23 protein-coding genes are annotated in these 21,433 nt (G+C 63.6%); all 23 read left to right on the plus strand.

Annotation, left to right across the window (positions count from 1 at the left end):
- Positions 1 to 1,887 carry a conjugative transfer system coupling protein TraD gene (gene traD / locus EUB48_RS16580; RefSeq protein WP_244618447.1) on the plus strand — a complete coding sequence of 629 codons (1,887 nt, stop codon included), beginning with the start codon at positions 1 to 3 and terminating at the stop codon, positions 1,885 to 1,887.
- Complete coding sequence (locus EUB48_RS16585; protein WP_142820160.1) at positions 1,884 to 2,507, plus strand: IncC plasmid conjugative DNA transfer DtrJ family protein; 624 nt, start codon at positions 1,884 to 1,886, stop codon at positions 2,505 to 2,507. Before traD ends, EUB48_RS16585 begins: the two co-directional genes overlap by 4 nt.
- A gap of 270 nt (positions 2,508 to 2,777) precedes the next feature.
- Complete coding sequence (locus EUB48_RS16590; RefSeq protein WP_210411648.1) at positions 2,778 to 3,281, plus strand: hypothetical protein; 504 nt, start codon at positions 2,778 to 2,780, stop codon at positions 3,279 to 3,281.
- Positions 3,282 to 3,468: 187 nt separating this feature from the next.
- The gene (locus EUB48_RS16595) at positions 3,469 to 4,023 is read left to right on the plus strand and encodes a lytic transglycosylase domain-containing protein (protein WP_142820161.1); all 555 of its coding nucleotides are present in this window, start codon (positions 3,469 to 3,471) and stop codon (positions 4,021 to 4,023) included.
- Complete coding sequence (locus EUB48_RS16600; RefSeq protein WP_142820162.1) at positions 4,020 to 4,748, plus strand: OmpA family protein; 729 nt, start codon at positions 4,020 to 4,022, stop codon at positions 4,746 to 4,748. Before EUB48_RS16595 ends, EUB48_RS16600 begins: the two co-directional genes overlap by 4 nt.
- A gap of 148 nt (positions 4,749 to 4,896) precedes the next feature.
- Positions 4,897 to 5,256, plus strand: a complete 360-nt coding sequence (locus EUB48_RS16605) for a hypothetical protein (RefSeq protein WP_142820163.1) — start codon at positions 4,897 to 4,899, stop codon at positions 5,254 to 5,256.
- Positions 5,257 to 5,281: 25 nt separating this feature from the next.
- A complete protein-coding gene (traL, locus tag EUB48_RS16610; protein WP_142820164.1) occupies positions 5,282 to 5,581 on the plus strand; it encodes a type IV conjugative transfer system protein TraL in 300 nt (99 codons plus the stop codon).
- A 17-nt stretch (positions 5,582 to 5,598) separates the two neighbouring features.
- Positions 5,599 to 6,165: a type IV conjugative transfer system protein TraE gene (traE, locus tag EUB48_RS16615; protein WP_142820165.1), complete on the plus strand. Its 567-nt coding sequence runs from the start codon at positions 5,599 to 5,601 to the stop codon at positions 6,163 to 6,165.
- A complete protein-coding gene (locus EUB48_RS16620) occupies positions 6,152 to 7,042 on the plus strand; it encodes a type-F conjugative transfer system secretin TraK (RefSeq protein ID WP_142820166.1) in 891 nt (296 codons plus the stop codon). The genes traE and EUB48_RS16620 overlap by 14 nt, the downstream gene beginning before the upstream one ends.
- Positions 7,043 to 7,846: 804 nt before the next feature.
- A complete protein-coding gene (locus EUB48_RS21765; protein ID WP_244618246.1) occupies positions 7,847 to 8,443 on the plus strand; it encodes a TraB/VirB10 family protein in 597 nt (198 codons plus the stop codon).
- Positions 8,430 to 9,236, plus strand: a complete 807-nt coding sequence (locus EUB48_RS16630) for a DsbC family protein (protein WP_142820167.1) — start codon at positions 8,430 to 8,432, stop codon at positions 9,234 to 9,236. The genes EUB48_RS21765 and EUB48_RS16630 overlap by 14 nt, the downstream gene beginning before the upstream one ends.
- On the plus strand, positions 9,233 to 9,895 hold the full coding sequence (gene traV / locus EUB48_RS16635; RefSeq protein ID WP_244618247.1) for a type IV conjugative transfer system lipoprotein TraV: 663 nt from the start codon (positions 9,233 to 9,235) through the stop codon (positions 9,893 to 9,895). The genes EUB48_RS16630 and traV overlap by 4 nt, the downstream gene beginning before the upstream one ends.
- Before the next feature lie 8 nt (positions 9,896 to 9,903).
- Positions 9,904 to 12,468, plus strand: coding sequence for a type IV secretion system protein TraC (gene traC, locus EUB48_RS16640; protein WP_210411649.1), 2,565 nt, complete (start codon positions 9,904 to 9,906; stop codon positions 12,466 to 12,468).
- On the plus strand, positions 12,465 to 12,833 hold the full coding sequence (locus EUB48_RS16645) for a hypothetical protein (protein ID WP_142820168.1): 369 nt from the start codon (positions 12,465 to 12,467) through the stop codon (positions 12,831 to 12,833). The genes traC and EUB48_RS16645 overlap by 4 nt, the downstream gene beginning before the upstream one ends.
- The gene (gene traF / locus EUB48_RS16650) at positions 12,830 to 13,420 is read left to right on the plus strand and encodes a conjugative transfer signal peptidase TraF (RefSeq protein ID WP_244618248.1); all 591 of its coding nucleotides are present in this window, start codon (positions 12,830 to 12,832) and stop codon (positions 13,418 to 13,420) included. The genes EUB48_RS16645 and traF (EUB48_RS16650) overlap by 4 nt, the downstream gene beginning before the upstream one ends.
- A 10-nt stretch (positions 13,421 to 13,430) precedes the next feature.
- Positions 13,431 to 13,811 carry a hypothetical protein gene (locus EUB48_RS16655; RefSeq protein WP_142820169.1) on the plus strand — a complete coding sequence of 127 codons (381 nt, stop codon included), beginning with the start codon at positions 13,431 to 13,433 and terminating at the stop codon, positions 13,809 to 13,811.
- A complete protein-coding gene (traW, locus tag EUB48_RS16660) occupies positions 13,808 to 14,449 on the plus strand; it encodes a type-F conjugative transfer system protein TraW (RefSeq protein ID WP_142820170.1) in 642 nt (213 codons plus the stop codon). Before EUB48_RS16655 ends, traW begins: the two co-directional genes overlap by 4 nt.
- A complete protein-coding gene (locus EUB48_RS16665) occupies positions 14,446 to 15,480 on the plus strand; it encodes a TraU family protein (protein ID WP_142820171.1) in 1,035 nt (344 codons plus the stop codon). Before traW ends, EUB48_RS16665 begins: the two co-directional genes overlap by 4 nt.
- Positions 15,481 to 15,550: 70 nt before the next feature.
- The gene (gene trbC / locus EUB48_RS16670; RefSeq protein WP_142820172.1) at positions 15,551 to 16,252 is read left to right on the plus strand and encodes a type-F conjugative transfer system pilin assembly protein TrbC; all 702 of its coding nucleotides are present in this window, start codon (positions 15,551 to 15,553) and stop codon (positions 16,250 to 16,252) included.
- 1 nt (position 16,253) lies between these two features.
- The gene (traN, locus tag EUB48_RS16675; RefSeq protein ID WP_142820173.1) at positions 16,254 to 18,665 is read left to right on the plus strand and encodes a type-F conjugative transfer system mating-pair stabilization protein TraN; all 2,412 of its coding nucleotides are present in this window, start codon (positions 16,254 to 16,256) and stop codon (positions 18,663 to 18,665) included.
- The gene (locus EUB48_RS16680; RefSeq protein ID WP_142820174.1) at positions 18,662 to 19,063 is read left to right on the plus strand and encodes a hypothetical protein; all 402 of its coding nucleotides are present in this window, start codon (positions 18,662 to 18,664) and stop codon (positions 19,061 to 19,063) included. The genes traN and EUB48_RS16680 overlap by 4 nt, the downstream gene beginning before the upstream one ends.
- Positions 19,064 to 19,073: 10 nt before the next feature.
- On the plus strand, positions 19,074 to 19,952 hold the full coding sequence (gene traF / locus EUB48_RS16685; RefSeq protein WP_142820175.1) for a conjugal transfer protein TraF: 879 nt from the start codon (positions 19,074 to 19,076) through the stop codon (positions 19,950 to 19,952).
- 9 nt (positions 19,953 to 19,961) lie between these two features.
- Positions 19,962 to 21,413, plus strand: a complete 1,452-nt coding sequence (locus EUB48_RS16690) for a conjugal transfer protein TraH (protein ID WP_244618249.1) — start codon at positions 19,962 to 19,964, stop codon at positions 21,411 to 21,413.
- Positions 21,414 to 21,433 lie beyond the last annotated feature (20 nt).

A 21,433-nucleotide genomic window follows, 5' to 3' on the forward strand; every position in this document is an offset into this window, starting at 1 on the left:
ATGCCCTGGCGACGGGCCTACGAGGCCCATGCCAGCATCGCCTGGCTATTCGCCCTTGCTTGGTTTGTCATCGTGGGTGTCACCCGGCACCTACCCAGAACCTTGGCTTTGCCAGTGTCTCTGGTATGCCTTCTCATGGCCTTGGCACGCCTCGCGCAGGCGCTGCGCACCCTGGTCCTGAGGGCATCGCTGTCCGGACGCAGTATCCAACGCCTCACGACCCAGGCGCTCGCCACGCTTTGCAAGAAGCCAGACGAGGTGTTCTTGGGCTTTGGCTTTGAATGGCGGCCCGTGCACTCGCAGCGCCTGTACGAGCTCGCCAAGATCGACTATCGGGAATTTTCTGTTTCACCTCGATTGCTGACGTGGCTGGGCTATGACGTGAAACCGCAGTCCGATGCCGAGATCGGATTACCCTACATCCACGGCGTGGAACCACGTGAAGTGCCCCTGTACCGCCCACTGCAAAACTTCGAAGGGGGTACCTTGTTGGTCGGCACCACCCAGTCTGGCAAAGGAGTGGCCCTGGGCAACCTGATCACGCAGGCCATCCGGCGCGGTGACGTGGTGATCGTCATCGACCCGAAAAACAGCCGCAGGCTCAAACGCATTGCCCAGCGCGCCTGCGAAGACTACCGCGATGCTGACACCTTCCTTGAGTTTCACCCGGCGTTTCCAGAGACCGGCATCCGGATTGACTTCACCTTCAACTGGCAGAAAGCGACCGAACTCGCCTCGCGCATCCAGTCCGTCATGCCGCCCGACACAGGGGGCGCGTTCTCGGCTTTTGGTTGGGATGCAGTGAACGTGGTCGTGCAAGGTCTTGTCGAGCTGGAGGAGCGCCCCAACCTGGCCAAGCTCACCAAGTACATCGAAGGCGGAATCGAGCCGGTCCTGGAAGGATCACTTCGGCGCTTCTATGACGAAACCTTGGGTGGAAATTGGCGTGACCTGCCCGAGATGAAAAAGTTACTGCACGACGCGCAGCGCGGCAATGTTAGAAAGCCGTCGGAAGCGGCCAGTGCCGACCTGATGGCCTTCGTCGCCTACTACGAACACCACATCACGCAAAGCCGGCGCAGCAAAGTGATTGACGCCCAGGTACGCACCTTCCGCCACAACCGTGAGCACTACCAGAAGATCACGGCCAATCTGTTGCCCGTCCTGTCAATGTTGACCTCGGGCGACCTGGGCCCGAGTCTCTCGCCCGATCCCTTCGATGCAGACGACACGCGCCCCATCATGAATTTCGAGAAAATCGAGCGGGCTGGCCACGTGCTCTACATGTGCCTGGATTCGCTGCCCGACCCCTCAGTGGCCTCGGCCATTGGTGCGTTGGCGCTGGCCGATCTGGCAGCGCGTGCCGGCATGCGCTACAACCTCGGCGGCTATCGGCGCATTTCGCTGTTTGTAGACGAGGTCTCGAACGTCATCAACCAGCCGCTGATCGAAATCCTGAACAAGGGTGCAGAGGGGGGCATTTTTACGACCTGCGCGATGCAAACACTGGCTGACCTGGCCAAACGGCTGGGCAGCGAGGACGCCGCGCGCATGGCGCTGGGCAACCTCAATAACCTGATCGCCATGCGCACGAAAGACCGGCCCACACAGGATTTCGTGGTCGAGACCTTTGGCAAGACCGCCATCCACACGGTGCGCGTCGGCCTGAGCCATGGTTCTGACGCCCATCTCGGGGACTTCTCGTCAAACTACTCGACTCAGCTTGCCGAGAGCTTCGAGGAAATGGTACCGGCCGACGTGCTGGGCAAACTGCCCAACCTGCAGTACTTTGCCTCCGTATCTGGGGGACGGATCATCAAGGGGCGATTCCCCATCCTCGATCCGGATGCCGGGCACGAGATGGTCGCATCGAAAGCCACGCCATGATCCGCGCCACCGCCGTGCTGTCCCTCGTCATCCTGCTGATTCTGGTGCTGTACATTCCGTCGGCCCACCCGCCGCAACACTTTGTGGCGCAGATTCGCATTGAGCACGAAGCCACGGCGGCGTTCTGGGGAGCCGAGCCGGCGACCCGGATCCTGGCCCGCGCGGTGCGTATGCAGGACGCCACTGCCGAAGTCACGCCCATACCCAAGGCGTCCGATGCACCTTCGACCACTGGGGTGAACAACGCCGTGGCTCAGGAAATGGCATCGGTGAACCAGCGGCTCTTCAATAATCCCTACTTCCGCTCGATCGACGCCTTGCTGCTGCTTGGCAGCTATCGGCTCGCCACCCTTCTCGAATGGCTGCCTTGGCTGACCGCATTCGCACTTTCAACCTTGGTTGACGGCTGGTTTGTGCGATTGATCAAGGCCAAGGAGTTCGTTCAGCATGATCCGGAAATGTTCGCCGTCTATGCCTGTCTGGCGATCATCACGATGTGTGCGGCGGTGGTTGGGTTTGTGGTGCCCATCACGCTGCATCCGCTGGTGCTGCCTTGTGTTCCTCTGGTGGTCAGCGTGCTGATTGGGCGAGCATTGGGGTGCTTTCATCGGCGGGGATGACCTGGCCAAATATTCGGCCACTAAATCCAGTGCTGATCACCAGATACGAGGCAATCCGGCCGCTCGTCACCCCAGAACTGCTCATAACTGGGGCCGTCTCGTAATGGCCACTCCGGTTGGTCGTCGCCCTCAGTTCCTTCGGCCCATCCCGAGCCCAAAATCCCCCACACAAAGCCTCCATTCCCCTGCGACAAAGGCACCAGAGCGCCCTACCCTTCGGTCATGCGCTCACAAGAGCAACCCGCCACACCCGAACCGAGATAAGCGCACATGCTTTCCATCCCGACAGCGACCAAACAGCACCTCCCAAAACGAAGCCCATCGGAGGACGGCTATCAGGACACCATCGAAACCCGCCTGTGGCTCGATGAACACGTTTGGCTTTATAAGCTGCTGCGCAGCGAACAAAACGTCTCGCCGACCTTCCGTTTCCCGGATCTGATTGCCGCCTGCGTGTCACTGGTCTTCACGCACAACGACGCGCCATCGCGCATTTTTCGCTACTTGGGCACCCAACTGGTGCTGCGCGCGCCACAGACCCTGCGCCGCCGCGAATCCATGTGGCGCCAGCAGTATGAGCTCTTGCTTGAAGTGCAGCGCTCGCCCGCCAACCGCCATCCGAACCCCAAGTTCCAGCTCGATCAGTTGACAACCGCCTGCGTGGCCCTGTGCCGTGAGCAAGACGAGTCCGGCACCAGCATCCTCCAACAGGCGCGCCACAACATGGCTGAGCGCGCGCGACGCGGAAAGCAAGTCCAACTCACTGAAATCTGAATCGCTTCCGACCGAACCGATCACCAGCCGCCACTACGCGCTTTCGACCAGCTTCTACCGCACCCAGCCTGGCACCACGCCCGGCCTGACCCGAACCCGACCCAGACCGCCTGAGCACGACAGGCGGCCCAGACCCCTATGGCCCGCTTTCCAGCGGCTTGCGTCAATCCTCTTCAAAGGGTGCGTCATGCATTTGTCGGTTTTCGCCGTATTGATTGCCTCAGCTGTGCTGGCTGCCATGCCCTCCTGGGCACTGGCCTGCTGGGGTGAAGCCGCGCAACGCTATAGCGTACCGGTCGAACTGCTGTATGCCATCGCCCGCGTCGAATCCAACCTGAACCCCAAGGCAGTCAATCGCTCACACTTTCAGAAAACCGGTTCTTACGACATCGGCCTGATGCAAATCAACAGCGGGCACCTGCGCACGCTCGCACGTTACGGCATCCGCGAATCCGACCTGTACGACCCCTGCACCAACCTTCATGTGGGCGCCTGGCTGCTGACGGACAGTTTTTCTCGTCGGGGCGTTTCGTGGGATGCGGTCGGCGCCTACAACGCGGCGTGTTCACAGCTCAAAGGTGAGGCCTGCAATCAAGCCCGAGCCAAGTACGCATGGCGGGTCTATCAGCGACTGCCATCACAGCAAGCAAGCACCACAGCGGGCGCAGCAGCGCCGCACCGCCGGCCGGCGCAGGCACCAACCACCGTTCCCATGCAACTTGCTGTCCGGGTGTCGCCATGACGAAATCCCCCTCTCGCTCGGTCGCCAGCCCTGTCCGCTGGGTTCTGCCGCTCTGTGCCGCCCTGCTCATCTCGTCCTGCAGTCTTTTGCGGCGCAGCCAGACGGAAGCACCTTCGCTCCCACACATCGCCGAGCCCGCGCCACACCTGGCCCAGATGAACTTCGGACGCCAGGCTGAGTTCGGCCTGTGTACGCCGCCGGTTTGCCCTGCTGTCACGCCCAAGACGCTCGCGCCGCCACTTCCGCATGCAACGCTGCCCACTCTCCGACCGCTCGTCGGGTCATCAACCTTGGACGCTGGAGAAGAAATCATGCCTCCGTCTTCTGGCACAACGACAAGATCGCCTTCTCCTTCCAGTCGTGCCCCGGAGTCCATCAGCAAGACAGTGACCGTGCATTTCAGATTTGGCGATGCATCACTGAGCCCCGCAGACAAGCTCGCATTGGACAGTGCCGTGGCAGTGGCACCCGATGCCAGGCACATCGTCATCTCGGGCCGCACCTACAGCATCGGACCTGCCAACGCCAACGCACTACTTGCCACAGCCCGTGCCCGCACTGTCAACGACTACCTGCGGACAGAACATCCCCATCTGGCTTCTGTTTTGAAACTCGATGCCCAGGGAACCTGCTGCTACGTGGCCTCGAACGACACGGAAAGGGGCCGCGGCCTCAACCGCCGCGTCGACGTCCTCTTCAGCAGCGATGGGGAGCAACCGCACTGATCCACAACCCTCGCCCGACGGAATGACCCACCGTCGTTCCTCGCATTCACCTGCAAACGACCCGCAGAGCGCTGGCGCTCCCACCCGCCTTGCCACCCGTCTTTTCTTAAACCAAACGTTTTCAGTCCACACATTTCTGGAGGTTCTCATGGGTACTGCCACTCTCGCCGCTTCTGCTCCATCCCTTTCGCGTCCATCGTCGGCCCGCAAGCCGATGCTGCTCGCATTTGTCTTGACCGTCCTTGGACTCGGCATGGCCATCCCGGGCTATGCCCTGGACCTGGTCGGCTTCACCGGCATCACCGGACCACTCACCTCGGCCCTGACCCAGATCTCAGCACTGGGCCCCGGCATCAAGGCCCTGGTCGGCTTCGTCGGCTTCGTGGTCGCCCTGATCTCGCTCTCGGCCTTGCGCAATTTCGGGCCCGTCTTGTTCTATGTGGGGCTGGCGATCTTCGCGGCGGTGGGCCTGGTGATCGCCGGCGCCATCATGGGCGCGGTCATCTGAATCACCGGGCATCACGGAGGCCCGCATGCAAGCCGACACCTACATCCCGCGCCGTCTGGATGACGCCTGGAAGATCGGATTCTGGAACGTCGACGTCGCCGCCCCTGTCCTGTTTTTCTTCTTCGTCGGCTACCTGTCCGGCAGTAAGTTGTCCTTTGCCGCCTGCATGGCGTCCGGCATCTTTCTGTCGCGCTGGATTGCGCGCCTCAAAGCCGACCGGCACCCGGCCTTCGCCGTCCACTGGCTGTATTGGCATCTGCCAGCCAACCCCGTGACGGCGATGCGCGCCACGCCGCCATCCCACATCCGTCGCATGGTCGGCTGAGCGCAAGGAGACCTCTCATGGATTTCGAACGCCTCAACAGCGACATCAAGGAGATGCGCCGACGCAACCGCAGCCTGGGCCTGACCGTGGGTGCACTGGCGGCTGGCCAGATCATCGCCCTGCTGGTCATCCTGAACCTGCTGGGCACGGTGCGCACGGTGATCGTGCCGCCCTCCATCAACAAAAGCTTCTGGGTGACCCGCGACAAGGCCAGCAGTGAGTACCTGGAACAGATGGCCAGCTTCGTGGCCTGGCTGGTCCTTGACGTGACCCCATCAAGCATCGACTGGAAGAAAGACATGCTGCTAGGCTACGTCGAATCCGACCAGTACGGTGCGCTCAAGACCCGGCAGGAGGTGGAAGCCGAACGCCTCAAACGCATCAATGCCACCACGGTCTTTGCGCCCCAGCAACTGGTACCCAGCGAGGACGCGCAAAACGTCGTCGTGCGGGGCCGCCTGCGCACCCTCGTCAATGGCTTCGAGACGACCAACGAGGCCAAGGCCTATCTGGTCGAGTTCAGCTACTCGGGCGCGCGCATGCACCTCAAGACGTTCAAGGAGATTCCCAATGCGAGCAAATAGATACAGGCTGCGGTTGCCTCAGGCGCACATCGCGCTGCCCGCCCGCCTGGCAGCCATCGCGGCAATCGCAGTCGTTGTTGTTGCGACAGCGCTGACTACCTCGTCCGCCCATGCACTGCAGCTCATCGAAGCCAGCGATGGCGTGTCGGTCGAGGCCATCCTGTCGATCAAGGAACCCACCCGCATCCGCATCGAAGGCTCATCCATTACGGACGTGTTTGGCAACATCCATTCAAGCCATTGTGGTACCACCCAGACACTGTCGGCATTGCCCGGCATGCCTGCCGGAACAAGCCCAAGCGGCCCTATCACCCCAGTGACCAACCCGGCCGGTGATGTGGTCCTGGAATGCGACCGCGACAAGGGGGAGGTCTACCTCCGTCCGGTGGGCGATTCGTCCAAACCCATCAACCTGTTCATCTCTTCCGCGACGGCCACTTACACCCTGCTGCTGCGCCGCTCGGATACACCTGCGGACACCATCGTGATCCGCGACAAGACGCCGAAGTCGCTGAAGCCCACCGAAGCCACGCAGAGCCCAGCTGGTCCGTCGCCTAACCACATCCGCGCCATGAAGGCCCTGCTGGTCGCCATGGCTTCGGACCGGGTCCCCGCTGACATCCGGGTCGAAGAGACCAATCGCTCCATTCAGCTTTGGGCCGAAGCCCGGTTCTCTCAGGTGCGCCAGTACGAGGGGCGTGGCCTTCTGGGTGAAAAATACCTGCTGCAGAACGTCAGTCAAAACGTCATGGTGCTGGCCGAGCAGGAGTTCGACCGCGAAAGTGGCAATGTGGCCGGTATCGCCATCGAGCAGCACAACCTGCGTCCGGGTGAGACCACCAGCGTCTACGTGATCCGGCGCGGGGGTGTGCAATGAATCCGTCACGCCACCTGTCCCACCTCCTGCGCGATCTACTGGCGCGCCTGTCCCCGAGTCAGCGCCAGCACGCCATGCTCGCCACCCTCCTGGTCGGCGGTGTCGGCCTGCTGTGGCTGGTTTTTTCGTTCACGGATTCACACCCAAAGAATGAAGGGGCCCGGACATCGACCGGACTGCCCAGCGCGGTCACCAACATCGGCATCATGCCGCCGGGCGGCCAGGTCAATCCGGTGGACCAATGGGTCGGTACCGCCGGACGCAAGCTCGCCCAGTACGAGAACGAGCGTGAAGAACAGGGCCGGTTGAACAAGGACCGGCAGGCATTCGAGTCCAAGACCCTGCAGCGCTTCGCCGACCTGGAACAGAGGCTGACCTCGACCCAGCAGGCGGCCCTTACGCCACCAACCCAGCCACAAACACCGGCAACACTTCCCCCGCCGGCGTCATCCAACCCGTCCGCCATGCCACCGGCCGCGAGCCTGCCCCCGTTACCACCGCCCGCCAAGGCCTCTCCAGTAGCGGCGCTGCCAGGCGGCGTGCCGGGCAACCCGATGCCCATGCCGTTTGATGCGGCACCTGCCGCTCCCGGTATCACCCGCATCACGCTGGCAGAGCGGACCAAGCCCGCCAGCACAGCAAGCGCTACGACAGGAGCTGGGCCAGATGCCAACTCACCCAAGGACGCGCGGACCGTTTCGACCTTCCTGCCAGTGAGCTTCACGCGTGGCACACTGCTCGGCGGGCTCGATGCGCCCACAGGTGGGCAGTCGCAATCCAACCCGCACCCGGTGCTGATCCGCCTTGTCGGACAACAGCATCCTGCCCAACCGCTTCCGTGGCGAATACCGCGACTGCTTTGTGGTGGCCGCCGGTTACGGCGACATCAGCTCGGAACGGGCCTACCTGCGCACCGAGAGTCTGTCCTGCGTGCGCGCCGATGGCGCCACGCTGGAGGTCAAGATCCAGGGCAGCGTCTACGGTGAGGACGGCAAGGTCGGCATGCGGGGCCGTCTGGTCACCAAGCAGGGCCAGATGCTGGCCAATGCGCTGCTCGCCGGCGTGGTCAGCGGCATCGGCCAGGGCGTGGTCACCTCCTCCACCGAGTACAGCACCTCGGCACTCGGCACGGTCGCCAGCGCGCAGGGGGTCGATGCCTACCGCGCCGGCGTCGGCACGGGGGTCGGTCGCGCACTGGACCGCCTGGCCCAGTACTACATCAAGCTGGCCGAGAACACCTTTCCCGTCATCGAAGTCGATGCCGGCCGCGAGATCGACGTGGTCATTACCAAGGGCGTGCGCATCGACGTGCCCATGACCGCCAGCGCGATGCCGCCGTCGCGCACATCCCCATCCCCCGAAACCCGCTATCTGGAGGTACCTGACGATGGCAACTATTGATTCCCGGCGCGCGCGCATGCTCGCCCCTGCACTGATGACGGCCCTGGTCACCGCGCTCTTTTGCGTGGTCTCCCCGGCCCGCGCCTCGACCACAGAAGAGGTGCGCTTGCTGGCCGCCTTGAAGAAAGCCCACCCCGGCACCCGCTTCACCGAAGTCTCGCGCTCCCCGGTCGAAGGCATCTATGAAGTCTGGATGAATGGCAACGTGGCCTATGTGGCCGCCAGGAATCCTCGCTATTTCATCTTCGGGCGGGTCTTTGACACGCAAACGATGCGGGACATCACCGGGCCGAAGCTGGCGCAGGCGTCCAGCCCTTCAAACGACGTAGTTCGCACATCAACATCCACCGCGACGGTCTCGTTCGACCAGTTGCCGCTGGCCGACGCCATCAAGACCGTGCGCGGCAACGGCCAACGCAAAGTTGCCGTGTTCAGCGACCCGAACTGCTCCTTCTGCAAACAATTGGAGCCCGAGCTCGCAGGCATCGACAACGTGACGGTGTACACCTTCCTCGTGCCGTTCCAGGGTGAGGCCAAACCTATCGCGGTCTGGTGCGCCACCGACCGGGAACAGGCCTGGCAGCGCCTCATGCTACGCGGCGACAGCGCCCTGTTGAACACGGCTTCCGCCTGCGCCCACCCCATCGCCCGCAACCTGGCGCTGGCCCATCAACTGGCCGTGCAGGGCACGCCCACCCTGATCTGGGCCGATGGCAGTCGCACCGAAGGCTACGTCGACCGCAGCGTACTGGAAGCGCGTCTGGTGCAAACCACGAAGGAGGCCCGACCATGAGCAAGCGGTTTCAACTCCTCACACGAGATACTGACCTGATGGCTGTGGCGCTGGCTGGAATGGTCGGATTGAGCGGCTGCAGCAACCTGTCCGGCCTGGATGGCGGATCCAAATACGCCTGCAAGGCGCCCGAAGGCGTGGCCTGTGATTCGGTGTCCGGCACCTATGCCAACGCCCTCCACAACAACTTGCCCAGCCAGCGCCAGCGGCAGCCCGTTGAAATACCAACGCCATCAGAGCCGTCGCCATCGACTGTGCCGCGTCGCGTCCCCTTGGCGGCCGCACCGGCCGTCGCGACCACCGGCACGCTGATTCCCGCTCAAGGGGTCAATCCACTGCGCTCGCAGGCCCGTGTGCTGCGCCTATGGACCAAGCCCTGGGAAGACGCCGATGGCGATCTTTATGACCAGGGTTACGTCTACGTGCAGGTCAGCGCCGGCCAATGGCTGATCGAGCACGTACAGCACCAGATTCGCGACGCCTATGCCCCGCTGCGCCCTCCGTCCAAGGCAGCGGAGGCGCCTGGCAGTCAGGGCACAGGCAGCGCAACGGAGCCGCTGGAGACCTTCCGCACGACACCTGCACAGACCTCTTCCCAACCCTTCGGTAGACCCTCTGTCGGCATGCCCTCGGGGACCTCCTTCAACCGCGCGCAGTGAGGCCCGTCATGACCCAATGCTCCTCTGCATCCACCGCCGCCCGAGCATCCCGCGCTCACGCCAACCTGCTCAACCTCGGCCAGCCCGTCGATACCCCGGCCGAGCAGTTTGCGAGCTGGCTGCCCTACTCCGCCTACCTGGCCACCGAGAAACTTTTCGTGAACCGCGACAGCCTGGGTTTCATGCTGGAGGTGATGCCGCAGTCCGGTGCCGACGACCGCATGGCCGAGGTGCTGGTCTCGCTGTACGCGAATTGCCCACCCGGCACCGGCATCCAGTTCCACCTGTTCGCCTCGCCCCATGTCCGCGCCCAGCTGCGCCAGTACGCCAACCTGCGTGTCGAGGACGAGGATCAGGCCGAGAAGGCCCAACAGTGGGGTCGGCCCGCGCGCAACGACAACCTGTTTCGCAAGCTGGCGCGCCAGCGGGTCGGCCACCTGCTGCAGGGAGCCCGGCAGTCGCTGACCGCAGGCTTCCATTACACGATCCGGGATTTCCGGCTGATGCTGAGCGTGGCGTTTGCGGGGGATGCCGAGGACCTGAGCAAGCGGGACGAACTGCTGGCCTTGCGCGACTCGATGGCCTCGACGCTGCGCTCCGCCTCCCTGCCGAACCGGGTGTGCGACGCCGCCGACCTGATCAACTGGTGCGCGCTGTTCACCAACCCCGACCGCATCTCCCAGACCGATGGACCCGACCTGCGCTACGACGATGGTCGCGAGATCCGCGACCAGATTGTCGACTTCGACACCATCCAGGACCCGCACCCGAACGGCCTGACACTGTGGAAGGAGAACAGCCCGGATGTACTGGAGGCTCGTTTTTACTCGATCAAGAGTTTTCCGGAGCGCTTCGCGCTGTGGCAGATGGGCTCGCTGATTGGCGACCTGATGCAGCCTGCGCTGCAGTACTCCGCGCCTTTCCTGCTGACCATGGGCGTGCACGTGCTCGACCCCAACGTCACCAAGTCAGTCGTCATGGCGAATCACGTCCGCGCTACCCAGAACGCCAAAAGCAAGATGGCCGATGTCATGCCGGACGTCAACAAGAAGCTGCAGGACTGGACGGCCGCAGCCAACGCCATCGACACCGGCGGCAGCCTGGTGAGCCTGTACCACCAGCTCGCGATCTTCTCACCGCCCGAGAAAGCCGTGTCTGCCCATGAAACGGCGAATGCCATTTGGCGCGGCCGTGGCTTCCAGCTCAATGCGGATGCCTATATGCACCGCCAGGCATTGTTGGCCAGCCTGCCGATGACTTTGACCGAGAAGTTCCACAAGGATCTGGCCAAGATGCGCCGCGTCACGCGCAAGACCACGGCCAATGCCATCCACATGGCCCCGCTGATCGCGGAGTGGCGCGGCACACGCACGCCGGCCTTGGTGTTTGGCGGGCGGCGCGGCCAACTGATGACGCTGGACATCTTCGACAACGACCTGGGCAACTACAACTTCGCCATCATCGGCGCCCCGGGATCGGGCAAGTCGGTGCTGATGAACGAGATGGCCTGGTCCTACCGCGCCATCGGCGCCAAGGTCTGGATGCTGGACCTGGGGCGTTCCTTCGAGAAGCTGTGCCGCAAGGCCAAGGGCACCTACATCGAGTTTCGACCCGACGTCGACATTTGCCTGAACCCGTTTACGCATATCGCGGACATGAACGAAGACATCGACATGCTGGTGCCCGGCATCGCCAAGATGGCTTCGATGCAGCACACGCTGGAGGAAGTTCAGTACAAGGCGATCTCGGCAATGGTGCTCAAGCTGTTCCGGGAGTACGGCCGGGACCTGCGGATCACCGCCCTGCGCGACGCCTTCAAGACCGGCACCCTCGATGAACTGGGTGTCGTCAACGACCAGCGTCTCAAGGACCTGGCCATCATGCTCAACCCCTACGCACGGGGCGGCCAGTACGAGCGCTTCTTCGAAGGGCCCAACAACGTCGACTTCTCGAACGATTTCATCGTCATCGAGAACGAGGAACTGAAACGCCGACCCGACTTGCATGCCGTGGTCAACATCCTGCTGCTGCACCAGATCACCGGCGAGATGTACCTGACGCGCAACCGGCGCAAGGTGCTGTTCATTGACGAACTCAAACAACAGCTCGGTGACATTGGCGCCGACGATCCGGTCAAGGCCGCCGTGATCGAGGAAGCGGCCCGGCGCGCCCGCAAATACGGTGGCGCGCTCGGCACCGCGACCCAGAGTGCCGATGATTTCTATGGCTCGGCGCAAATGGAAGCGGCCTTCAACTGCTCCGATTGGGTGTTCCTGCTGCGCCAGAAGCCGGAGTCCATTGAAATGCTGGATCGCAAGGGCCGGCTCACCATGGACGAGCCCAAGAAGCGCCTGCTGAATTCGCTGCGCACCGAGGCCGGTGTGTTCTCAGAGCTGTACATCTCTTCGCCGGTTGGCGAAGGGGTGGCGCGCAACATTCTCGATCCGGCCACGCACCTGCTGTTCAGCAACAAGCTGGAGGACAACGCACCCATTGATGAGTTGCGAGCTCAGGGCCTGAGCGTCGACGAGGCGATCACCGAGTTGCTGCGCCGCAGGGGGCATGCCGTATGAAAACCTCCACCGCCCAGTTCCTTTTGAACGCACTGTTGTCGCTACTCATCCTCGCTGCCGGATTGGCGCTGTATGACCGTATCGTGGTGCGCCCCGCCCTGGTCATTGGCATGGTCGACGTCGCCGAGGTGTACCGGGCCAAGGAAGCGGAGTTCACCCAGATGCTCACGAAGACTGCCTTGGAAGAGGACCGCCAGAAAGCGCTGCTGATGGCGCGCGCCTTTGCGCAGCGCCTGCCCGTCGCCCTGGAGGAATTGCCGCGTGACTGCGGCTGCCTGGTGATCCTCAAGAGCGCCCTCGCGGGACCAACGCCGCACACCGTGGACCTGACGCCCCTGTTGCGCAAGAAGGTGGATACGCCATGACGATCACACCCATGCCAAGCGTCCCGGCTGGCCCTGACACGGGCAGGTGGTCAGGTACGCGACGCCACACAGCGGAATTCCTGCGTCATGTCTGCCGGCGCTGGTACCTGTACCTGCCCGTGGCCGTGATCTGGGGCCTGGCCTATACCCGGCTCTACATCGATCCGACACCGCGACTGCCTGTTCTTTTCAACTGGACGGCCAGTCTGCCCTACCGCGTCGCCCTCGTCCGCCACACCCCACACGCCATCGAGCGCGGCGACTACATCGTGTTTTCCTTCGCAGGAGAAGCGCAGGCAAGCTACCCCGGCCTGCATGGACAGCCCTTCTTCAAACAAGTACGGGGGCTGCCCGGCGACGTCGTGACGGTGGAAGGACGCACAGTCTCGGTCAATGGCGAGGTCGTCGGCCTCGCCAAGACACACGCTTTTGATCGTCAGCCCCTGGAGCCGATCGCGGCCACCGTGATCCCGCCCGGGCATTATTTCGTGCAGGGCACGGGTCCCGATTCCTTCGACTCGCGCTACCGCAGCAGTGGCCTGGTGCGCGCGGACCAGGTGATCGCCATCGTGGTTCCACTGTTCTGAGAGGGATCACATGAAGTTCACCATCCAGAAACTGCCGTTCACGCTCACGCTCCTCGCTGCAATGTCCACCTTGGCCGGTTCGCCAGCCCTGGCGCAAACCAGTCCGGCACGCGGGGCGCTGCAGAGCAGCGACGACATGCCGTTGCCCGACTACCTGGGCCTGCTGGGTCAAATCGCCCCCGCGGCCGAAGAGGGGGCCAAAGCGTACCTGACCGCCTTCCAGCAGCGCTGCGGCCACGCCCTGAGCACGGCCGAACTGCGGCGATCCATGACCCAGGGTGACGGAGATCCGGTCCTGATGGGACTGATTCGCGCCAGCCACCTGCGCGACGCCGCAGCACGCGACCAGTGGGTCCAGCGGCTGCGCTGCCCAGGCAAGGAGGCGCGATGAAGCTCTCTCACCGGCACCGCCTGCTGCTCACGGGCCTGGTGGCGCTGATCACCACGTCGTGGGTAAATGCCACCGACCTCGGCGTCATTGGCCCGACCTATGAGATCAGCGAACCGCATCTGCTCAGGATGATCGAACAGCGCCTGCGCGAGAAAGAGCGCACCGGTGAACTCAAGCACCTGGAGGAGGAGGCCAAGGCACGCGGCATCGAGACGGTCACCAACCCGCCGCCCATCGCCGACATCCGGACCACGCAGACCGCGCGGACCTTCTATATGGACCCGAGTTTCACGCTGGACCGCAACATCCTCGACGCCCAGGGCCGGTTACTGTTTCCCGCGGGCACGCGCAAGAACCCGCTGGAGATCGTGTCCCTGTCCAGGCATCTGCTGTTTTTTGATGCGCGGGATCGTCGCCAGGTCGACCGGGCACGCGAACTGATGGCAACCTACCAGGGGCGGGTCAAGCCCATCCTGACCGGCGGCTCCTACCTGGACCTCATGAAATCCTGGCGCATCCCGGTCTATTACGACCAGCAGGGTCTGCTGACAAGACGCTTCGGCATCCACCAAGTGCCGGCCCTGGTCTCCCAGGAAGGTCAGCGGCTGCGCATCGACGAACTGGAGATCACGAAATGAATCGGCTGCGTCACCGGATTGCGGCTGCTCTCGCATCCGTTCTCCTCCTGATCTTGGGCGGGCTACCAATCCCTGCGTTGGCCGCCGGCGCCGCCACCTGCACCGGCAAGTTCCCGAACCCGATCACCGACATCTGCTGGTCCTGCATCCTGCCCATCAGCGTCGGCAGCGCGCGCATTGCCAACTTCGGCGACCAGGAGGACATCGACAACCCCGGCAGCCCGGTGTGCAGCTGCGGGGTCAATCCGGTGATCGGTCTGTCCATCGGCTTCTGGGAACCTGCGCGGCACGTCGAAGCGGTGCGCAAGCCTTTCTGCCTGACCTCGCTGGGCGGCATCAACCTCGATCCGGGGATTCCGGCGCCCGAAGCGGCGCGGTTCACGCGACCCGAAGGGGATGGCGACGGCGGGAGTTTCTACCAGGCTCATTACTACACGAATCCTGTCATGTACTGGCTGGAAGTAGTGACGGATTTCCCGTGTCTGGAGAAAGGATCGTTCGATCTGGCCTACCTCACCGAGGTCGATCCGCTCTGGAATGACGATGAGCTGACGCTGATCCTGAACCCCGATGCGGTGCTGTTCGCCAATCCCGTCGCCATTGCCGCCTGCGCCGCCGACTGCGTGGCCGCGTCCCTGGGCTTTGGCATCCGCGAGATGTTCTGGTGCGCGGGCTGCCAGGGTGGCTTGTATCCACTCGACGGCCACGTGCCCTACCACCTGGGCGGCGTTCGTACCGCCGAGTTGATAGCCCAGCGGCTGACCGCCAAGCTGCACCGCGAACTGGTGGCTTGGGGCTGGCATGGGCGCGCCGGCCTGTGCGGGCCCTATTTCCTGCCGGTGATGGACAAGACGGCCTACAAGACCCAGCTCACCTACCCCATCCCCGCCACCGAGAAGGAAGGCGGTCGCTGCTGCCAGCCCTTTGGCCGGACCACCGTCACCTGGGGTGCTGGCAAGGAATACCCGGTTATGGGCGAGGACTTCGCCTTCATGTTGTTCAGAAAAAGGAACTGCTGTGTCGGCTACTGACCCTTTCATCCGCCCCTTCACCCGCGCTTCCCTGGCCCTCACGGCCCTGCTTCTGAGAAGTGTGGTCGGCATGTCCAGCGTACAAGCGCAATTGCCCCACGTCGTCACGGAGGTAGACATCGAGCGGGCCCGCCGCGAGCAGCCCAACATCACGGACCAGGACATGGAGCGAGCCCGGCAGAAGTACCGCGCGCCGAGCGATGCCGAACTGAATGCAGCGCCCGTACCAGTCCAGCCGAACATCGACGCCCTGCCCCAACCGAAGGCGCAAGCACCCATCGACCTGGAAGCCCTGGCGAAGGGCTACAGCGCGCAGTCAGACGCCATGGCGCAGGCTCAAGGGCTCGCGACAGGGCCGGGCCTTTTTGTATTCATCAGCTTGTCCATGCCGCAGGTCACACTCCAGCGCCTGGTCGACCAGGCGGCGCGCGCCGGCGCCTCGGTGTTCATTCGGGGTCTTGCGGGCGGCTCGCTGCGCACTACCGTGGCGCAGGTGCAAGGCCTGATTGGCCAACGCCAGGTGGCCATTCAGATCGACCCGCAGGCCTTCGACCGCTTCGCCATCGAGCGCGTGCCCAGCTTCGTGCTGGTGCGTGACGGCACGCGCCCGGTTTCCTGTGCCAGCGGCACCTGTGCGCCACCCGAGGGTTTCCTGCGCACCACGGGCGACGTGAGCCTCGACTATGCGCTGGAATACATGCAACGCAGGTCGCCGCAGTTCGCCAAGGACGCTGCCGGATTCCTGCGGCGCATCAAGGGACAGGGGAACTGACATGCGCCGCCCCATTCGACTTGTTGTCACCTGGTTCACCCTGTTGTGCTTCGTCACGACACAAACCGCGGCAGTGGCCCAAGCGCACGATGAAGGCACGGCTGCAGGCCAGGCTGCCAACACCGTAACACGAAGCCAGATCACCGCCCCCCGAGCCACGGAGGTCGTGCCCGGTTACACGACAATGCCGCCTGAAGGCGCCTATTACGGCCAGCCCAACCTGTCGGGCCAAATCAACGCCCGGCTCGCCGCCTGCACCTTGACCCCCAACGACCCGGTGTGCCAGGCACAGCGCGGCGCGCTGTCCTCGGCCAATACGCCGCGCGATGCCGTCTCCCCCAACGACCCGGCGGTGCTGGCCGCACGCCGCATCGCCGGCAACCCGGCCACCACGCTGGAAGACATCGCGAGCTACTACAGCGGCTGCCAGGTCAGTACGGTCAACACACCCACAACCGAAACCCGCGTCTGCCGACAGTACAGCGGCAGCACCCAGCAGTCCTGCGCGCGCACCCTGAGCGTTTCCGTGGCGCGCAGCGAAAGCTGTACACCGGGAGATTGGTTCGCACATGCCGGATCGGGCAGCACCGGGCTGGACCTGCAGTGTGTGTCGGGCCGGCCGGTGGTGCAGCAGCATTTCCGCATCACCAGCAACGGTGCTCCGCAAGCTTTCTTCGACGTCGATATGACGACGCCCCTGGTGTTTCCGCAAAAGGTGGCCGCGCTGCCGAACACGCCGTACGGCTGGGCCGATGGTCCGAACGGCGTCTGGGTTGCCGACAACCAGTGCATCGGCGACGCTTGCCACCTGACGGCCATGGTCGCCAACACGTACCGAACGGTCTGCACCGGCAGTGGCGGCGACGGGGGTGACTACAGTTGCACGCAAGTCCGCCCCTTCCTGGAGGTCTACGGTGCCTGCCAGACTGGGACGCAAAGCGGCAACAACATCCTGACCTGGGCCGGCAGCGGCGAGGACTACTCGTCGAGCCACCTGGATGAGCCCACCTGCTACGCACCGTCAGCGACGTATTCGCCCTACTTTGGCTACGACGTGACGGGCACCTTGCAGAGCACTTACTGGACGGTCTCTTCCCAGCGCCCCATCATCGGCTGGCGCGTCAATCCCGCCTATGGCCCCATTCCGCAGATGACCCTGGGTTACGACCGACCCCGGACTGCTGTGGCTGAAACAGATCAATGGGATGACCAATGCCCAACCCTGAGCCAAGGAAGCGGCACCAGTCCCCGCTGCGAGATGGCCGGTGCGGCGCGCTGTGTCGACGGACCGGCCACCAAGAGCATAGACGGCGTTCCGGTCACGCGCGCCTGCTGGCGCTACGAGACACCGTTGTCCTGTCCGCAAGGCGCCAGCTCCAACGAGTGCGCCCCCCTGATTGCCGCAGGATGCACGCGGGCCAGCACGGCCTGCCGCCAGATGAACGCGACCACGGGCGTCTGTGAGGTTACCGAGAACAGCTATACCTGCCCGGTGGCACCGGGCACCAACGTGACGGCAGCCAACTGCCCCGCCAATGTGTTCTGCCTCGCGGGGAGCTGCTTTAACACGAGCCATACGAACGACAGCGACTTCGCCCGCTCCATGTCTTTCATGGAAGCGGCACGCGAGGCGGGCGTGTACCTGGACACCAACAACCTGCAGGTATTCAAGGGCGAGGCCAACAGTTGCCGGGACCGGCTGTTCACGAACTGCTGCGCGGCAGACGCGTCCGGCGCGGGCATGAGCAACCAGAGCCTGTTCGGCACCGGCTCCCGGCTGGTATACGACGTCCTGATGAATTCGGAGAACCGCGCGTTTCTTTACCAGGGGCTTTCTGCGCTGCTCACCAGCGGCGGGTTCAGCGGCTCGTTCACCAGCTATGGCGTCACGGTCGCCGTCAACGGCACCGCGCTGCCCGCAGGTGCGGCAGTCATGTATTCGGGGGAGAGCATGGTGATCGCCTTCGATCCCTGGTCGTTGGCCATTGCCGTCGTGATCTACGTCGTCATGTCGATGATGTCCTGCAACGAAAACGAAGGAAAGCTCGCGATGAAGGAAGGTGCTGGCCTGTGCCACACCATTGGCAGCTACTGCTCCTCCTGCATCCGCATCTTCGGCGATTGCGTTTCGTGCATTGAGAACACCACCGGCAAATGCTGTTTCAACAGCAAGCTGGCCCGGATCATCAATGAACAGGGACGCCAGCAGTTCGGCAAGGGCTGGGGCAGCGCCGAGAGCCCTGATTGCTCGGGCTTCTCGATTGCCCAACTGCAGAGCATGGATTTCTCGCGGATGGATCTGACCGAGTTCTACGCGTCCATCGTGCCCAAGCTGCCCAACGTCAATGCCCTCCAGAGCGGCAACGCCAACCGGGCCTCCAACTGCTACTACGGTCAGGGAAAATGCCAATGAAGCCTTCCACGTTCCTGCTCGTCATGGCGGCCATCGCCATGTCAGCATTCGCAATACCCGCGTTTGCGGACGATTCCGCGCAAATGTACCCACGCACGCCCGTCCCGGATGCGCGACCGGTGATGCTGGCCGCGATTCAGGCCACCAACGGTGAAGCGCACGGCGTGCTGACAGGTGACGTCGCCAATGCGATCAGCCAGCGTTTTGGTGCCTCCTCACCGATCTTCATCGACGTCACAACCGAACGGCGCTACCAGCAGCCGGGCTGCAGCCGCCTCAAGGTGCTGTTCTCGCAGGACGGTGTGCTGCTGCCCGGTGCCCCAGCACCGCGCAAGCAGACCATGGAGTTCGGTATCAACTACTGCCTCGACGGCTTGCCACCGAAGTCGCTGCAGTAAAGGAGTCGCCATGAACAACCCGACATCCTTCTTCGCCATCACCCGGCTGGCCCTGGTTCTTTGCGCGGTCTCGTTGACGGTCGGTGCCTTGACCGCCAGCGCCCAAGACGCCCCGCGACGTTACTGGTCGGACACCTGGCGGGGCTGGCACTTTTACGAAGAGCCGGAACCTGATGACGCTGACAAGCCAGCAGTACCGCCCAAACCCGCGTCGCCCGTGGTACCTGTTCAGCCACCCAAGGCCCCGGAGCTGGCGGCGTTCGAGCGACTGCAGAAAACGCTGGAGGAGACCCGGAACATCGCCATCATGCAGCCCACCGAGGCCAATGTGCGCCGCTACATGGAACTCGAATCCCAAGTGGTCGAACGCGCATCGTATTTTGCGGATGTGGCGCAGCGCGTGGCCTGGGCGACGCCGGAGCTTGACCCGACCCTGCAAGGCCGACCCGTAGGGGCGAAGGCCCTGGAGGTGTTCGAGAAGCAGCAGCTCACGGAACGTTCCCGTTCCATCGCCGATCTGGGCCGGGACCATGTGCTGTTCTTCTTCTACCGCTCCGACTGCCCCTACTGCCATGCGTTCGCGCCCACGCTGGAGGCCTTCCAGGCGCGTCATGGCATCAAGGTCGTGGCCATTGGGGTGGATGGCGGGCCGATACCGGGCTTCCCCGATGCGCGCGCCGACAACGGCATCGCCACGACGCTGAAGGTGACCCAGGTCCCCGCCGTGTTCCTGGCCCAGCCTTTCACCGGAAAGATCACGCCGATTGGCTTTGGTGTGCTGTCCGAGGCGCAGTTGCTGGAGCGCATCGCGCTGGTCGCTACACCGCAGGCTGATGCGATGGTACCCGGTGCCTCGCGCCTGATTGGCCTTCAGTCTGTCTTCCCGTAGGAGTCCGCCATGACCCGTACCTTGATTCAAAGAACTGGTGCCTCTGCCATTACGTTCACCCTGATGGCCGTGATGGCCATCGCCCCGCATCCGCTGCTTGCGGGTGACCTCAACGCCGAGGTGAACACCATGTTCAACAACCTCGGGGCCATCGGCAACTACACGGCGCCGGGAGCGTTTCGGGGTCAGACCTTCAACACCTACACCGGCGGCAGCCTGATGATGCGTTCCCCCAACAAGGTCTACCAGTTGGCCGCCGTGCAGTTTCCCAGCGCCAAGACCGGTTGCGGCGGGATCGACGTGTTTGGTGGCAGCTTCAGCCACATTTCCGCCACCGAGTTCAAGAACATGCTCAGAAACATCACGGCGGCCCTGCCGGGCATCGCCTTCCAGTTGGCGCTGGAAGCGGTGTCGCCCCTGCTGGGCGGGTTGACCAAGTGGGCCAAGGGCCTGGAGACCTGGATCAACAACGCCCGCATCAACTCCTGCGAGACCGCCAAGGCCATTGTCAGTACAGCGGCCGAAGCGAGCGGCTACAGTTCGCAGGAAACCTGTGCCGACCTGGCCATCGAGATGGGTCTGGAAAGTGACCGGGACGCGGCACGCCGCCGCTGCGCAACGGACCGCAGCAGCATCCTGGCCTCGGCCCGGTCGTCCGGCGACGCCAATATCCGCAACAAGGCACCCTTCGTCGGTAACCTGACCTGGAAGGCCCTGCAATACACCGGTGCCTACCTGGACGATCAGGAGCGCGAACTGATCATGAGCCTGGTGGGTACGGTGATCTTCTACCCGGAAGATGCCAACCGCGACCCAGAGCCGATTGCGCCCACCCTCACTTCCATCAGTCAACTGCTCTATGGACAAGCCGCCGGCACCGGCACGGACGTCGTGCAGCACCTGCTGCGCTGCAACGATTACACCAACTGCGATGCGGTGACCCTGAACACCGGCTACACGCACACCCCGTTCACGGTGAAGGTGGAAACCATGATGCGGTCGATTGCCGACAAGATCGCCGCGCGCACCGCCATTCCCAACAACTCGCCTGAGGTTGGTTTCGTCAACCAGACCACCGAGCCTGTCTACAAGATGCTGTCCATCGGCGCCACGATTCCCGGTTCCGGTCTTTCGGACAGCCTGATCGGCCAGTACCGGGACGTGATCGCCGCCGATTACGCCTATGTGTTTCTGGAGCGCAATCTGCGGCTCGGCATGGCCGCGCTGGACAAGGACTACACCCTGCAGCAGACGCAGCGTGAACAGGTCAACCATATCCGCCAGCGCGCCCAGGCCATGCTGCTGCAGCTGTCGCAGGAGAAGAGCCTGCTGTACCAGAAGGTGGGCTCGTTTCGGGCCGTGTCCAGCCATCTGGAACAGTTGGAGCGGCAATTGCGCTCCAGCATGCCCCAGCATGTGATCGACATGCTCGGCCAGCAGGCGGCCTACCTCGCCCGGTAACGGACGTCAGATGAACCATC

The organism is Rhodoferax sediminis (assembly GCF_006970865.1).
Taxonomy (GTDB): Bacteria; Pseudomonadota; Gammaproteobacteria; order Burkholderiales; family Burkholderiaceae_C; genus Rhodoferax_A; species Rhodoferax_A sediminis.

Coding starts and splice junctions, on each gene's coding strand:
- traD (WP_244618447.1), top strand. CDS start 1: ATGCCCTGGCGACGGGCCTACGAGGCCCATGCCAGCATCGCCTGGCTA.
- EUB48_RS16585 (WP_142820160.1), top strand. CDS start 1,884: ATGATCCGCGCCACCGCCGTGCTGTCCCTCGTCATCCTGCTGATTCTG.
- EUB48_RS16590 (WP_210411648.1), top strand. CDS start 2,778: ATGCTTTCCATCCCGACAGCGACCAAACAGCACCTCCCAAAACGAAGC.
- EUB48_RS16595 (WP_142820161.1), top strand. CDS start 3,469: ATGCATTTGTCGGTTTTCGCCGTATTGATTGCCTCAGCTGTGCTGGCT.
- EUB48_RS16600 (WP_142820162.1), top strand. CDS start 4,020: ATGACGAAATCCCCCTCTCGCTCGGTCGCCAGCCCTGTCCGCTGGGTT.
- EUB48_RS16605 (WP_142820163.1), top strand. CDS start 4,897: ATGGGTACTGCCACTCTCGCCGCTTCTGCTCCATCCCTTTCGCGTCCA.
- traL (WP_142820164.1), top strand. CDS start 5,282: ATGCAAGCCGACACCTACATCCCGCGCCGTCTGGATGACGCCTGGAAG.
- traE (WP_142820165.1), top strand. CDS start 5,599: ATGGATTTCGAACGCCTCAACAGCGACATCAAGGAGATGCGCCGACGC.
- EUB48_RS16620 (WP_142820166.1), top strand. CDS start 6,152: ATGCGAGCAAATAGATACAGGCTGCGGTTGCCTCAGGCGCACATCGCG.
- EUB48_RS16630 (WP_142820167.1), top strand. CDS start 8,430: ATGGCAACTATTGATTCCCGGCGCGCGCGCATGCTCGCCCCTGCACTG.
- traV (WP_244618247.1), top strand. CDS start 9,233: ATGAGCAAGCGGTTTCAACTCCTCACACGAGATACTGACCTGATGGCT.
- traC (WP_210411649.1), top strand. CDS start 9,904: ATGACCCAATGCTCCTCTGCATCCACCGCCGCCCGAGCATCCCGCGCT.
- EUB48_RS16645 (WP_142820168.1), top strand. CDS start 12,465: ATGAAAACCTCCACCGCCCAGTTCCTTTTGAACGCACTGTTGTCGCTA.
- traF (WP_244618248.1), top strand. CDS start 12,830: ATGACGATCACACCCATGCCAAGCGTCCCGGCTGGCCCTGACACGGGC.
- EUB48_RS16655 (WP_142820169.1), top strand. CDS start 13,431: ATGAAGTTCACCATCCAGAAACTGCCGTTCACGCTCACGCTCCTCGCT.
- traW (WP_142820170.1), top strand. CDS start 13,808: ATGAAGCTCTCTCACCGGCACCGCCTGCTGCTCACGGGCCTGGTGGCG.
- EUB48_RS16665 (WP_142820171.1), top strand. CDS start 14,446: ATGAATCGGCTGCGTCACCGGATTGCGGCTGCTCTCGCATCCGTTCTC.
- trbC (WP_142820172.1), top strand. CDS start 15,551: ATGTCCAGCGTACAAGCGCAATTGCCCCACGTCGTCACGGAGGTAGAC.
- traN (WP_142820173.1), top strand. CDS start 16,254: ATGCGCCGCCCCATTCGACTTGTTGTCACCTGGTTCACCCTGTTGTGC.
- EUB48_RS16680 (WP_142820174.1), top strand. CDS start 18,662: ATGAAGCCTTCCACGTTCCTGCTCGTCATGGCGGCCATCGCCATGTCA.
- traF (WP_142820175.1), top strand. CDS start 19,074: ATGAACAACCCGACATCCTTCTTCGCCATCACCCGGCTGGCCCTGGTT.
- EUB48_RS16690 (WP_244618249.1), top strand. CDS start 19,962: ATGACCCGTACCTTGATTCAAAGAACTGGTGCCTCTGCCATTACGTTC.